At 70.9% G+C, this 12,506-nt stretch carries 13 protein-coding genes and 1 pseudogene; 7 read left to right on the top strand and 7 right to left on the bottom strand.

Annotated elements, in window-relative coordinates:
- The first annotated feature begins 80 nt into the window (after positions 1–80).
- A complete protein-coding gene (locus ABDC25_RS15435) occupies positions 81–965 on the top strand; it encodes an SDR family oxidoreductase (RefSeq protein WP_167255533.1) in 885 nt (294 codons plus the stop codon).
- Between the two features lie 50 nt (positions 966–1,015).
- Positions 1,016–1,933 (top strand): DMT family transporter, encoded by a 918-nt coding sequence (locus ABDC25_RS15430; protein ID WP_029259985.1) that lies wholly within the window; start codon positions 1,016–1,018, stop codon positions 1,931–1,933.
- Here ABDC25_RS15430 and yidC read toward each other — a convergent pair.
- Positions 1,905–2,684: a membrane protein insertase YidC gene (yidC, locus tag ABDC25_RS15425; RefSeq protein ID WP_347123486.1), complete on the bottom strand. Its 780-nt coding sequence runs from the start codon at positions 2,682–2,684 to the stop codon at positions 1,905–1,907. The genes ABDC25_RS15430 and yidC overlap by 29 nt on opposite strands.
- A gap of 66 nt (positions 2,685–2,750) precedes the next feature.
- Positions 2,751–3,023, bottom strand: a complete 273-nt coding sequence (locus tag ABDC25_RS15420; protein WP_029259987.1) for a DUF6412 domain-containing protein — start codon at positions 3,021–3,023, stop codon at positions 2,751–2,753.
- Positions 3,024–3,175: 152 nt separating this feature from the next.
- On the opposite strand from ABDC25_RS15420, the pseudogene ABDC25_RS15415 reads away from it, so the two are divergent.
- Positions 3,176–4,221, top strand: a pseudogene (locus tag ABDC25_RS15415) (nitronate monooxygenase).
- Between the two features lie 185 nt (positions 4,222–4,406).
- Here ABDC25_RS15415 and purU read toward each other — a convergent pair.
- On the bottom strand, positions 4,407–5,258 hold the full coding sequence (gene purU, locus ABDC25_RS15410; RefSeq protein WP_021201197.1) for a formyltetrahydrofolate deformylase: 852 nt from the start codon (positions 5,256–5,258) through the stop codon (positions 4,407–4,409).
- A gap of 116 nt (positions 5,259–5,374) precedes the next feature.
- Here purU and ABDC25_RS15405 point away from each other — a divergent pair, with 116 nt between their 5' ends.
- Positions 5,375–6,589 (top strand): cation:proton antiporter, encoded by a 1,215-nt coding sequence (locus ABDC25_RS15405; RefSeq protein ID WP_029259989.1) that lies wholly within the window; start codon positions 5,375–5,377, stop codon positions 6,587–6,589.
- On the top strand, positions 6,586–7,056 hold the full coding sequence (locus ABDC25_RS15400) for a glutaminase (protein WP_167255539.1): 471 nt from the start codon (positions 6,586–6,588) through the stop codon (positions 7,054–7,056). Before ABDC25_RS15405 ends, ABDC25_RS15400 begins: the two co-directional genes overlap by 4 nt.
- A gap of 29 nt (positions 7,057–7,085) precedes the next feature.
- On the opposite strand, the gene ABDC25_RS15395 is transcribed toward ABDC25_RS15400, so the two are convergent.
- From ABDC25_RS15395 to ABDC25_RS15380, 4 genes are read right to left on the bottom strand one after another with little or no spacing between them, the layout of a single operon-like run.
- Entirely contained in the window at positions 7,086–7,802 is a 717-nt protein-coding gene (locus ABDC25_RS15395) for a GMP synthase (protein WP_029267484.1), read from the bottom strand.
- A gap of 43 nt (positions 7,803–7,845) precedes the next feature.
- Entirely contained in the window at positions 7,846–8,586 is a 741-nt protein-coding gene (locus ABDC25_RS15390; RefSeq protein WP_347123482.1) for a LysR family transcriptional regulator substrate-binding protein, read from the bottom strand.
- Between the two features lie 10 nt (positions 8,587–8,596).
- Positions 8,597–8,908, bottom strand: coding sequence for a hypothetical protein (locus ABDC25_RS15385; RefSeq protein WP_029259993.1), 312 nt, complete (start codon positions 8,906–8,908; stop codon positions 8,597–8,599).
- Positions 8,908–10,482: a PspC domain-containing protein gene (locus ABDC25_RS15380; protein ID WP_347123480.1), complete on the bottom strand. Its 1,575-nt coding sequence runs from the start codon at positions 10,480–10,482 to the stop codon at positions 8,908–8,910. Before ABDC25_RS15380 ends, ABDC25_RS15385 begins: the two co-directional genes overlap by 1 nt.
- 114 nt (positions 10,483–10,596) lie before the next feature.
- On the opposite strand from ABDC25_RS15380, the gene ABDC25_RS15375 reads away from it, so the two are divergent.
- Together ABDC25_RS15375 and ABDC25_RS15370 are read left to right on the top strand one after the other, a co-directional pair.
- Positions 10,597–11,844, top strand: a complete 1,248-nt coding sequence (locus tag ABDC25_RS15375) for an ATP-binding protein (RefSeq protein ID WP_021201191.1) — start codon at positions 10,597–10,599, stop codon at positions 11,842–11,844.
- Positions 11,837–12,496 (top strand): response regulator transcription factor, encoded by a 660-nt coding sequence (locus ABDC25_RS15370; RefSeq protein WP_021201190.1) that lies wholly within the window; start codon positions 11,837–11,839, stop codon positions 12,494–12,496. The genes ABDC25_RS15375 and ABDC25_RS15370 overlap by 8 nt, the downstream gene beginning before the upstream one ends.
- The last annotated feature ends 10 nt before the right edge of the window (positions 12,497–12,506 follow it).

Here is a 12,506-nt window from a genome sequence, read left to right as displayed (position 1 = left end):
CAACCCCCTGACGAAGGACGGGACGATCGGGGAGGGTTGCTCCGACGACGACACGTCCGACGAGACGAGGAGGATCGGCCATGACCGACGACACCACCGACCCACGGCACGCGCACCGCGAGGAGGGTTTCCCCGCACAGCACCAGGACCAGCCGGGACTGACCGAGGAGACCAGGCCCGAACCGGACCACGGTGAGCGGACCTACGTCGGCCACGGTCGCCTGGACGGACGCCGCGCCCTCATCACCGGCGGAGACTCGGGCATCGGGCGGGCCGTGGCGATCGCCTTCGCACGCGAGGGCGCGGACATCGCGATCGCGCACATGCCCGAGGAGCAGGACGACGCGGAGGACACCCTCGCCCTGGTCCGCGAGGCGGGACGCACCGGAGTGGGCTTCGCCGGTGACCTGCGGGACGAGGCGTTCGCGACCGAGATCGTGGCGGGGACGCGGAGTGCGCTCGGCGGACTCGATGTGCTCGTGCTCAATGCCGGCTACCAGCACGACATCGACGGCTTCGAGAACCTGGAGACGGAGCGGATGCGCCGGGTGTTCGACACCAACCTCGCGGGAATGCTGTTCTCGGCACGGGCGGCCTACCCCCAGCTCGAGCCTGGAGCGAGCATCATCGTGACCGCGTCCGTCCAGGCCTACAACCCGTCGCCGGGATTGATCGACTACGCCATGACGAAGGCGGCGCAGGTGGCGTTCGTGAAGGCGCTCGCGGAGGAGGCAGGAACCAGGGGCATCCGGGTCAACGCCGTCGCGCCCGGGCCGATCTGGACGCCGCTGATCCCGGCGACCGGGTGGGACGCCGAGCGGCTGGCGACCTTCGGAGACGACACCCCGCTGGGCCGGGCGGGACAGCCGGCAGAACTGGCCGGGGCGTACGTGTACCTGGCATCGTCCGAGTCGTCGTACACCTCCGGATCGGTCATCGCGGTCACGGGCGGCAAGGCTCTCTGATCTGCGTCGAGGCGGCGGTCCGGCCGGGGGCCGCCGCCTAAGCTTGTCTGGTGCAGAAGCCCGCCGCGTCCAGTCCCCTCGTGGGGGTCGCGCTCGTCATCGGCTCCTGCCTCTCGCTCCCTTTCGGGGCCGCGGTCGCGGCCCAGCTCTTCCCCGTGCTCGGGCCGTGGGGCGTGACCTCGCTGCGCGTCGCGATCGCCGCGATCCTGCTCGTCGTCATCGTGCGCCCGCGACCGCGGAAGTGGACCCGCCCGCAGTGGCTCGCCGCGGTGCTCTTCGGTGTCTCGCTCGCCGCGATGAACGGCTTCTTCTACGCCGCGATCGATCGCATCCCGCTGGGCCCCGCCGTCGCGATCGAGTTCCTCGGTCCGCTCGTGCTCGCCGCCGTGCTCACCCGCAAGCTCGCGGACTTCGCCTGGGTCGGGGTCGCCCTGCTCGGCATGGTCGTCCTGGGCATCGACGGCATGATCGGCGCCGAGCCGCTCGATCCGCTCGGGGTCGTGTTCATCCTCATCGCCGCCGGCTTCTGGGTGATGTACATCCGGATGAGCGCCCGTGTCGGCGCGCTGATCCCCGGGAGCAGCGGACTGGCGATGGGCCTCGTGGTCGCGGCCGTGCTCCTCATCCCGGTCGGTATCCCCGCCGCATCGACGGTCGCGATGGACCCGCAGCTCCTGCTGCTCGCGGCGATCACCGCGGTGCTGTCGTCGGTGATCCCCTACAGCTTCGAACTCGCGGCGTTGCGCCGTCTGCCGCAGCGGGTGTTCGGGGTGCTGCTGAGCCTCGAACCCGCGTTCGCGACCCTCGCCGGGTGGCTCATCCTCGGGCAGGACGCGACACCGCTGCGGATGCTCGCCGTCGGGCTCGTGATCGCCGCGAGCGTCGGCACCACGCTCGGCGTACGGAGGGACCGTCGCGACGGCGGCCCCTCCGGCCCCTTCACCGCGCCGATACCGCTGCCCGACTGACCGCGGGCGTCGGCAGCGGGAACCGCCGCCGCAGGATGACACGCTGCACGAGCGTCCACACCACGGTGACCGTGAGATACAGCGCGGCAGCGAGCGGGACGAACGCGGCGAAGACGGCGGTGAGGTAGTGCATCGCCGAGACGACGCGCAGCATGGCGGGGGAGTTCAGCGGAGAATCGTCGCCCTCCACCGGTGCCGGACGGAAGACGCGACGGGTGATCTCGGCGGTGATGATCATCACCGCCAGCAGCGCGCCGAAGACGAGGAACGTGGCAGGGGTCGCGGTGCCGCCGAAGAGCGCCGACACCAGGCTCGTCCCGAGCGGCGCACCGAACAGGTCGTGTGCGAGCAGTTCGTTCGGGTGCCCCGCGATCTCCGGTCGGAGGAACAGCGTGTAGAGGATGCCGACGACCGGGGCCTGTGCCAGCACGGGAAGCATCCCGGCGAACGGCGACGTGTTCTCGGCCTTGTACAGCGCCAGCGTCTCCTTCTGCAGGCGCTCGGGGTTCTTCTTGTGGCGGCGCTGCAGCTCACGCAGCTTCGGGGCGAGGCGCGCCCTGGTCTGCTCGGCCTTGGCCTGGGAGATGCCGACGGGAATGAGGAGCGCCCGCACCAGCAGAGTGACGAGGACCACCGCGAGGGCGGCCGCCGAGGCACCGGCGAGGGGTGTGAGGAGGTCGGAGAGCCCGGTCAGGGCGCCGTAGGCGGCGTCGAGGAGGGCGGCGAGAGGGGGGAAGGCGAAGATGTCCATGCGGGTGTCCGTTCGTGGCGTCGGGAAGGGTCGGCGAAAGCCGCGTGATCCCATCGTGTGAACGGACTACGCGGCGGTCGCGACTCCCGGCGCCCGAGGGCGCGGATGCCCCGCGGCATCGGGATCGCTCTGCGTGAGGAGGGTGCCGACGTCGATCGCGCGCAGCGGATGCGGGGCGTCGGCTGTGGCTCCGGGGCGCACGCTCAGCACGATGGCGAGCGTGAGGGCGGTCACGGCGAGCAGCGCGATCGCGAGGCCGAGAGCCGCCGCGTCGGGCATCGAGACGAGACCGAGCGCGGTCGCGACGAAGCTCAGCATCTGCCCGAACCACTCGCTCATGTGCGCGCTCCTCCCTGCGACGAGGGTATCACCGGGGTCGGCGCTTCGCCCCGGCTTCGAATCGCGCGAAGCGTCGCATCGGCGGCTCGAATGCAACCGTTCGCGCGATCCGAACGGGGACGATACCTGCGCCGCGGGCGTAACGTCGAAGCATGAGTGACCTGCGCGCCCTGCTCGGCATCGATCATCCGATCATCCTCGGCCCCTTCGGCGGGCTCTCCTCGACGGCGCTCACCGCGGCCGTGAGCGATGCGGGCGGACTGGGATCGTTCGGCTTGTACGGCTACGACGGCGATCGCATCCGCGCGACCGGGGCCGAGCTGCGTTCCCTGACCGATCGACCGTTCGCGGTGAACATCTGGCTGCCCAGAGGCGATGAGGTCGAACCGAACCCGCAGCACACGGTGTTCGCGCAGGCACTTGAGCCCTTCTACGAAGCCGTGGGGGTCGAGGTTCCCGGAAGACCCGAGCGCTATACGCCCTCCCTCGATGAGCAGCTCGACGCCATCTGGGAGATCGACCCCGCGGTGCTGAGCGTGGTGTTCGGGGTGCCCTCCGACGCGCTGGTGGAGGGGCCCGACGTCGCGGCGTCCGGATCGTCGGCACGGCGACAACGGTGGCGGAGGCGGTCGCGCTCGCCGCAGCAGGAGTGGATGCCGTGGTCGCCACCGGCGCGGAGGCCGCCGGTCATCGGGTGTCGTTCCTGCGCCCTGCCGAGGAGTCGCTCGTCGGGACGTTCGCCCTGATCCCGCAGGTCGTCGATGCGGTCGACGTGCCCGCGATCGCCGCGGGAGGCATCGCCGACCGGCGCGGCGCGGCCGCGGCGTTCGCTCTGGGCGCCGCCGGTGTGCAGGTCGGTACGGCCTTCCTCGCGACGGCGGAGTCGGCGGCGAACCAGGCGCACCGTGACGCGATCCGCTCGACCGCCGCCGACGAGACCGTGCTCACGCGCGCGATGAGCGGACGCCTCGCCCGGGGCGCGCGCAACCGCGTGGTGCGGGCGATCGAGGCGAGCGGCACGATCGCGCCGTTCCCGATGCAGAACTGGCTCACCGGACGTTTTCGCACGGCGGCCGGCGAGCAGAACCTGGGCGCGTTGCAGTCGCTGTGGATGGGGCAGGCCGCGCCGCTCGTGCACCACGAAACCGCCGGTGAGGTGTTCGCCGAACTCCTCGCCGGGGTTCCGGCCGCTCCCTGACGCTCGCTGACGCTCGCTGACGCTCGCTGACGCTCGCTGACGCTCGCTGACGCTCGCTCTGCGGCGTTCCGGTCGCAGTTCCTGCCGCGCTGACGGCCTCGGAGCGACAGGAAGTGCGACCGGAACCCTCGCGAGCCAGACGCTGCTCTACGAGCCAGACGCTGCTCTACGAGCCAGACGCTGCTCTAGAGGATGACGGTGGACTTTCCGTGCACGATCACGCGGTCCTCGGCGTGCCACTGCACGGCGCGGGCGAGCACCAGGCGCTCGACATCGGCACCGCGGCTCTGCAGCTCGGCCGCCGACTCGGAGTGGGTCACGCGCGTGACATCCTGCTCGATGATCGGTCCTTCGTCGAGATCGGCGGTCGCGTAGTGCGCGGTCGCGCCGATGAGCTTGACGCCGCGATCCTTGGCGCGCGCATACGGGTTCGCCCCGATGAACGCGGGCAGGAACGAGTGATGGATGTTGATCACCGGGGCTTCGAGACGGGTGATGAAGTCGTCGGTGAGGATCTGCATGTAGCGGGCGAGCACGACCAGGTCGACGTTGCCGCGCAGCAGTTCGAGCTGTCGCTCCTCCATCGCGGACTTGTCGCCGGAGGGGATGTGCACGAACGGCACCCCGAACGAGCGGACGGCCTCCGCCAGGTCGGGGTGGTTGGAGACGACCATCGTGATGTCGATGTCGAGCTGTCCCCGCTGGGTGCGCCAGAGCAGCTCCATCAGGCAGTGATCGTACTTCGAGACGAAGATCGCGACGCGCTTGCGACGGGCCACGTCATGCAGCGACCACTCCATGCGGAAGCGCTCGGCGACGACCGCGATGTCGGCCTCCAGCGCGGGACGCGCGGCCGCCAGCCCGTCGAGGTGGATGACCGTGCGCTGGAAGAAGCGGCCCCCCTCGGAGTCGGTCGAGTGCTGATCGAGCGAGATGATGTTCGCCCCGTGCTGCGCGAGTACGCCGGCCACGGCGGCGACGATGCCGGGCTGGTCGTCGCAGGCGATGAGCAGGCGGGCGGTATCGGGCTGAGACATGGGGGCTCCTCGAGGGTGTGCATCGATTCTGCCGTGGATGCGCCGAGCGGGCGAATCGCGAAAGATCACCCGCAGCGCGTCACCCGCGAGGCGGCGGGCTCACCTACCCTGAGAGCATGGAAGCGAGCGACCTCGGCCTGGTGCTGATCCCCCTGCTGGCGGTGGCCGCGCCGTTGCTCGCGCGTGGTGTGCGACCCGTGGTGCGGGTGCCCATCGTCGTGTTCGAGCTCGTGCTTGGCATCCTCGTCGGCCCGGCCGTGCTCGGCTGGGTCGAGCCGGGACCGCTGCTCGAGAAGCTCAGCGACTTCGGCCTGGCGCTGCTGTTCTTCGTCGCCGGAACCGAGATCGACTTCAAGATGGTCGCGGGCAAGCCGCTGGCGCGCGCATCGCTCGGGTGGCTGCTCAGCGTCCTGCTGGGCATCGGGCTGGGGTTCTTCTTCGCGCCGGGGGAGGGCATGGTGGTGATCGGCATCGCGCTGAGCTCGACCGCGTTGGGCACGCTGATGCCCATCCTGCGCGATGCCCGCGAGCTCGACACCCCCTTCGGCCGTGCGATCAGCGCGATCGGCGCGGTCGGCGAGTTCCTGCCGCTCATCGCGATCTCGATCTTCCTGAGCACGCGGACGACGCCGATCGCCACCGTGATCCTCTTGACCTTCGTCGTGCTCGCCGGTCTCGCCGTGCTTCTCGCCAATCGTGTGCCGCATGGACGGCTGCACCGTATCGTGCGCGCCACGCTGCACACCTCCGACCAGTTCGGCGTACGCTTCGTGATCCTCCTCATCGCCGCGCTCGTCGGCCTCAGCGTCATGCTCGACCTCGACATGCTGCTCGGCGCCTTCGTGGCAGGCGCGATCTGGCGCATCATCATGGCGCGCGCCCCGAAGAAGGACGCGGAAGAGGTCGAGAGCAAGATCGAGGCGATCGCCTTCGGTTTCCTCGTGCCGATCTTCTTCCTCTACACCGGCGTCACCTTCGACCTGCAGGCGCTGCTCACCTCGTCGTCCGCGCTCGCAATGGTGCCGATCTTCCTGGTCGCCCTGCTGGTGATCCGTGGATCGGCGGCGCAGCTCTCTGTTCCGCACGGTGCGAGCGTGCGCGATCGGGCGGCCCTCGGGCTCCTCGCCGCGACTGGCCTGCCGATCATCGTCGCGGTGACGGCCATCGGTGTCGACCAGAAGATGCTCGATACCGGCACGGCCGCGGCGCTGGTCGGGGCCGGCATGCTGTCGGTGCTGCTGTATCCGCTCATCGGCATGACGCTCCGCGGCGATCGCGCCGAGGTCGTCGGGCCGACGCACGCCGCCGAATCCACGCAGGGAGAACTGTGACCACCGCATCCGCCCTCCTGACCCAGGCCGTGATGGACCTGAAGGACGCTCCGAAGGAGGGCCTCGGCGAGCAGCGCGACTCCCGGTGGCGCGGGCGTCGCATCGTGCGGGTCGGCGCGGCCTGGCACCTGGGCGTGCTGCTGCTGACCGATACGCATGCGCTGGCCACGAATGAAGTGTTGCGCGCCGCCGACCCCGGTCGCCGCGGCTACACGGCCGAGTCGGCGAGGGAGCGCGCCGAGCGCCGTGCCGAGGCCCTGCGCGGCGGCTTCGACGAGGGCGACGTGGTGCACGTGGGGTGGAGCGTGATCGACGTCGATGCGGTGGATGCCGGCGGTTCCTCGGGTCCGCTCGCCCTCATCGATGCGGTGCCCTCCGTGCGGTGGAGCACCGCCGGTGGATTCATGCCGCTGGAGGCATACCTGCGCGAGCGCGTGGCGCTGCTGCGCGACTCCGCGTCGAGCTGACGCCGGCGAAGAGACTCCGGCGGACCGACTCAGGCGAAGGTCTCGGCGAAGCGGCGCAGGAGTGCTGCGCCCTCGGTGACGGATGCGGCGAGCACCTGCTGCTGCACCGCGTCGAACTCGTCGGGGTCGAAGTAGCCGGTGGTGCGGTAGAAGGTCATCCGGTCGGCGAAGTCGCGAGGGGTGGGCTCGGGGTGGAACTGCGCCGCATACAGGTGCGTGCCCACGCGGTAGGCCTGCACAGGGCAGACCTCGTTCGTCGCCAGCAGCACCGCACCGGGAGGCACGTTCGCTGCGCTCTCCTTATGCGCGGTGAACACGGTGAGGGCGGAGCCGCTGGGACCGAAAACCGGGTCGAGCGCGCCCTCGGGGGTCGTCTCGATCACGGTGGCGCTCGCGGGCTCGGGGGTGTCGGTCACGACGTCTCCACCGAGCATGCGGGTGACGACTCCGATGCTGAAACAGGTGAAGAACACCGCGATCTCCGCCGCCATCGCCGCATCGGCGAGAGTCCGCAGATCGGCTTCGACGCGCATCTGCTCCGGAGTCTTCACGGCGTCGGAGACGTTGAAGGGCGAGCCGCCGACCACGACGCCGCGGTAGCCGCGCAGGCGCTCGATGTGCAACGGCGTCTGCAGCAGGTCGAGCCGGTCGACCACGTCCACGCCCAGCGCCCGCCGGAACGAAGCGTGCTCGGCATCCGCCGCCCCGATCTCGGGACGCACGCAGATGTAGAGAAGCGAGGCCATCAGGAGATTCTAACGAGCGTGCGGCGGTCGGCCGTCGCGGTCGTCAGCGCGAGGAGTTCGCCGTGCGGCCGCGGACGATGCCCACGAACGTCTCGACATCGGGTGTGGTGCGCTCGCGGGGCCAGGCCAGGGCCACGGTCGAGGTCGGTCCGTCCGTGAGGATGCGGTGGTCGGCGTCCTTGCGGTGGTGCTTGCGGGCGAGCGACATCGGGACGATCACGATGCCGACTCCGGATGCTGCGGTCGCGATCGCGTCATCGGTGGGGAGCGCCGCGAACGTCGCCGGGAGTGCGCCCGGGAGATCGAGGGGACCGAGCACATCGTCGGTCAGCGCGATCACGATCTCGCCCTCCAGGTCTGCCGCCGTGAGGTCATCGGCCGCCATCAGATGTGAGTCCGCCGCGGCGACCACGACGGGGAGCTCGTCGTAGAGCGGGATGACGTGCAACGACTCGTCCAGGAGGGGCAGGCGCACCAGGGCGGCATCGAGATCGTCCAGCGCTGCCCGCGAGGACGCCGCCTCGATCTCCACGAGTTCGAGCGGAACGTGCGGCATCCGCTGCTTCCACGCATCGACCCACTTGCCCGGCGTCGCGCCGGGCACCGCGCCCAGACGGAAGGTGCGGGGTGCCTCGGGTTCGGGCTGCGGAGAGTCGAAGACCACCTTGGTGGTCTTCTTCTTCGGCTTCTGCGGGGGGAAGCGCTCGGCAGGAGCGGCTTTGTTCCGGCGAACCGGTGTGCCGCGGCTTGCGCCCTTCGCGGGCCGTCTTCCCTGATTCGCCATGGGGACCAGGCTACTCGGCGAGCGGCCCCGGCACCTCCGGTGACGCAGCGGGGGTCGCGGCCGCGAGCTTGCGCTGCGCCCGGCGGATGAGTCCCGTGGCGCCGCCGACGAGCAGCAGCACGCCCGCGGTCAGCAGGAGGATCGTGATGATCGTGGGTGGAGTCAGAGCCAGGAGCGCGTCCGCGACCGCTTCGCGTCGGGTTTCGTCGGCGAGCGCCCAGAGGGCACCTCCCGCGATGGCGGCGAACAGGAGCCCCCAGATGATGGCGGCCCAGCGGGTGCGGGGCGGGGTGGTCGTCTCGGTGATCGTTGGCGTGCTCATCACTGGTCTTCCTTCGCGGGCTCGATGACGATGACGGCGATCTCGCCGCTCGACTGATGGATGGTGACCGGCTGGGCCGTGGTCGTCGAGGCGTTCTCCGCGGCGATCTTCACCGACACGGATGAGCGTCCGTCGCGTTCCTCGACGGGCCAGACGCCGCTGTCGACGATCCCGCCTCTCTCCTCGTCCTGCCGCGTCCAGGAGACAGTGGCCGTATCGACGGTGGCGCGCAGATCGAGCTCCACTCCCGGCTGCACGTAGATGAAGGTGTTCCCGGAACCCTTGTCCACGACGATCGACCGGGGGCCGTCGTCGTGCGGGTTCAGCGTGACGTACACATCTCCGAAGGGCTGGCGCACATGAGCGGGCGCGTTGTTGCCGATCGAGGCATAGCCGAGCGTGACGCCGGGGAAGGCCGAGAATGCACCGGCCACCAGTCCGCCCACCAGCGTGAGCACTGTCGCGAAGGCCAGGAAGCCGCTCCGCCGACGGAACGCTCCGGCGACGATCATCCCGAGGGCGAGGATGAGGGCGGCGGCGAGCAGGCCCAGTGCCCCGCCGAGGGCTTCCCCACCGGCGACGAGACCGACGGCGGCGCCCGTGATGATGGCGAGGCCGATCATGGTCGCGGCGAAGGCGAAGCCCGCTCGCGGGTTCGATGCGCGGCGGATGCGGCGGCGCTCGGCCGCCTCCGCGGCGAACACGGCGGCCTCAGCCTGGCGCTCCCGGCGCAGCTGGTCGCGGGCGGCCCGTTCGACATCCTGCTGCTGGCGCCGCCACGCTTGATCCTGTTCCTTCCAGGCGGCATGCTGGGCGCGCCACGCCTCGAGGGCGAGAGGGTCCTGGGATCCGGGCGGCAGCGGGGCCGGCGGCGCCGGCGGGGTCAGCCCGAGCCCGGCATCCGGTGCGGCGGGCTCCGTCACGGTGTCGGCAGCGGGGAGCGCCTGCGTGGAGAGAGTGGCGTCCGCCCCCTCGGCGGTACCCGAACCGTCGAGGGGAGCGGACGCGGCCGGGGCCGTCTGATCTGCGGACGCCGTCGGCAGATCGGACGCGGAAGCACCCGGGGTGCGGCTGGCCGCGCGCACGATCAGGAAGAGCAGACCGGCGACCAGCACCAGCCCGAGGATCCAGCTGAGGAGGGACAGAGCGGACCAGCCGTCGTATCCGAGCCCGAACAGGCGGCCGGCGAGGGGCGCGGTCGGGAACAGGCCGATGACGGCCATCGCCAGGATGCCCCACTGCACGGGCTGGTAATCGCGGCGCAGGAGGTCGCGCACGTGCACACGTCCGTCGATGTCGGGCAGCAGTGCCCAGGCGGCGGCGTAGAGGAAGATCGTCGGCAGTCCGAACAGGGCCGCGACCACGAGCACACCCCGCACGATCAGCGGGTCGATGCGGAGGCGGGCGGCGATGCCGGCGGCGACACCGCCGAGCCAGCCCTCGGAACGGGCGACGCCGAGACCGGCGACCCAGAGCAGGAAGCGATCGGCACCGCGCGGGATGTCGGTGCCCGGAGCGCCGACGGCCGGAGCGGCGGGGTCGGCGGGGGGTGGGGGCGCAGTCGGAATCGTCATGCTTCGATCCTGGCGGCGACAGCGGGATTGCTGCCATGGGGGGAACCCCTGAACGGACCCTGATTCCGGGCAGGGGAGCCCCCGGAGTACACGTGCGGATGATTGGATTGCCACATGTCCTCTTCGGCGCACGTTCCCGCGCGACCCCCGCGTGCCGCGGCACCGCCGCGCCCGCCGTTGAGCCGCGATCGCGACTGCCTGGTCGCCGGCGTCAGCACCGGGCTCGCGCGTCATCTCGGCGTGCGGGTGTGGACCGTGCGGGCACTGTTCATCGCCCTCACCCTGTGCGGCGGCGCAGGAGTGCTCCTCTACGCCTGGTGCTGGATGTTCACGCCGTGGGAGCAGGGGGAGGGTGCGCCGACGAGGCGGATGCCGGTGGCCTGGCTGCTGCTCGCTCCCGCGGCCGTGGGAATGCTCGTCGTGCTGGTCTGGCGCGGGGGCAGCGACTGGTTGAGCGGATCGATCCCGCCGGACCTCGCCGCGTTGGTCGTGGGCGGTACGGCGGCGCTCGCGACGGGTGCCGGGCTCTGGGCCACGCTGATCGACCGCACGGACACGGCGCGAGGACCCCGGCACACCATGAGCATCCGGATCCTCTCGATCCTGCTGCTGGCTCTGCTGTTCACGATCCTGCTGTCCTGGCCCGTCGCCCGATCCGGCGTGGCACTCGTGCTCCTTCCTCTGGCCGGACTCGCGGCCGTGGTGTCGTCGACGTTGATCCCTCGATGGCGTGAGCTCTCGGGTGAGCGCGTGCGCCGCATCCGCGAGGAGCAGCGCAGCCAGATGGCCGCGCACCTGCACGACTCGGTGCTGCAGACGCTGGCGCTGATCCAGAACAGGGCGGGGGCCTCCAGTGAGGCCGCACGCCTCGCCAGGGCGCAGGAGCGCGAGCTGCGCGCGTGGCTGTACGACGGGGACGCCCCGGCCGACAGCGACCTTCCGACAGACCTGCGCGACTATGCGGGAGCGCTCGAGCTCGACTATCCGGTGCGCATCGACGTGGTCTCGGCCGGACTGTCGACCGAACGTGCGAGCGGGGAGCTCGCGGCGGCCGCCAGGGAGGCGATCCTGAACGCAGCCCGTCATGCGGGTGGCGAGATCTCGGTGTACATCGAGGGGAGCGCTTCGGGCGTCGACGTGTTCATCCGTGACCGAGGTGCAGGGTTCCGCCTCGACGACGTGCCCAGCGATCGGCTGGGCGTGCGGGAGTCGATCATCGGGCGCATGCGGCGTGCGGGTGGCAGCGGAGCGGTCCGCAGCGACGAGAACGGCACCGAGGTGCACCTGCGGATCATGACGGGCCCGCTCCAGGATCGCCCGGCCGCGCGGCCGGCACCCGCTCGGGAGGAACAACGTGGCTGACAGCATCCGGGTCGTGATCGTCGACGACCACTCGATCTTCCGCTCCGGCCTGCGTGCCGATCTCGACGCGGGCGTCGACGTGGTCGGCGAAGCGGCCGACGTGCCCTCCGCCATCACCGTGATCGGCGCGACACAGCCGGATGTCGTGCTTCTCGACGTGCATCTCCCGGGCGGAAGCGGCGACGATGCGGCCGGCGGCGAAGCCGTGATCCGCGGTTCGGCACCCACTGGCGCACGGTTCCTCGCGCTGAGCGTCTCGGATGCAGCGGCCGACGTGGTGCGGGTGATCCGTGCGGGGGCCAGGGGCTACATCACCAAGGGCTCGTCCGGCATCGAGGTCAGCAGCGCGGTGCGGGCGGTGGCCGAGGGAGACGCCGTGTTCTCGCCGCGACTCGCCGGCTTCGTGCTGGACGCGTTCGGGGCGGTCTCCGGAGAGACCGCCACCGCGACCGACGAGCTCGACCGGCTCTCGGCGCGCGAGCAGGAGGTCATGCGCCTCATCGCCCGCGGGTACGCCTACAAGGAGGTGGCGTCGGAGCTGTTCATCTCGATCAAGACGGTCGAGACGCACGTGTCATCGGTGCTGCGGAAGCTGCAGCTGTCGTCGCGGCACGAACTCACCGCATGGGCGTCGGAGCGGCGCCTGCTGTGAGCCGGCTCAG

The sequence above is a fragment of the Microbacterium sp. SY138 genome, assembly GCF_039729145.1.
GTDB classification, from domain to species: domain Bacteria; phylum Actinomycetota; class Actinomycetes; order Actinomycetales; family Microbacteriaceae; genus Microbacterium; species Microbacterium maritypicum_A.
The sequence above is the reverse complement of the archived record's forward strand: the minus strand, read 5'-3'. Positions and strand labels throughout refer to the sequence as shown.

Bases quoted from the DNA above. Each gene is read 5' to 3' on its own strand.
- ABDC25_RS15435 (WP_167255533.1), top strand. From the start codon at position 81: ATGACCGACGACACCACCGACCCACGGCACGCGCACCGCGAGGAGGGT.
- yidC (WP_347123486.1), bottom strand. From the start codon at position 2,684: ATGGACATCTTCGCCTTCCCCCCTCTCGCCGCCCTCCTCGACGCCGCC.
- ABDC25_RS15420 (WP_029259987.1), bottom strand. From the start codon at position 3,023: ATGAGCGAGTGGTTCGGGCAGATGCTGAGCTTCGTCGCGACCGCGCTC.
- purU (WP_021201197.1), bottom strand. From the start codon at position 5,258: ATGTCTCAGCCCGATACCGCCCGCCTGCTCATCGCCTGCGACGACCAG.
- ABDC25_RS15405 (WP_029259989.1), top strand. From the start codon at position 5,375: ATGGAAGCGAGCGACCTCGGCCTGGTGCTGATCCCCCTGCTGGCGGTG.
- ABDC25_RS15395 (WP_029267484.1), bottom strand. From the start codon at position 7,802: ATGGCCTCGCTTCTCTACATCTGCGTGCGTCCCGAGATCGGGGCGGCG.
- ABDC25_RS15390 (WP_347123482.1), bottom strand. From the start codon at position 8,586: ATGGCGAATCAGGGAAGACGGCCCGCGAAGGGCGCAAGCCGCGGCACA.
- ABDC25_RS15385 (WP_029259993.1), bottom strand. From the start codon at position 8,908: ATGAGCACGCCAACGATCACCGAGACGACCACCCCGCCCCGCACCCGC.
- ABDC25_RS15380 (WP_347123480.1), bottom strand. From the start codon at position 10,482: ATGACGATTCCGACTGCGCCCCCACCCCCCGCCGACCCCGCCGCTCCG.
- ABDC25_RS15375 (WP_021201191.1), top strand. From the start codon at position 10,597: ATGTCCTCTTCGGCGCACGTTCCCGCGCGACCCCCGCGTGCCGCGGCA.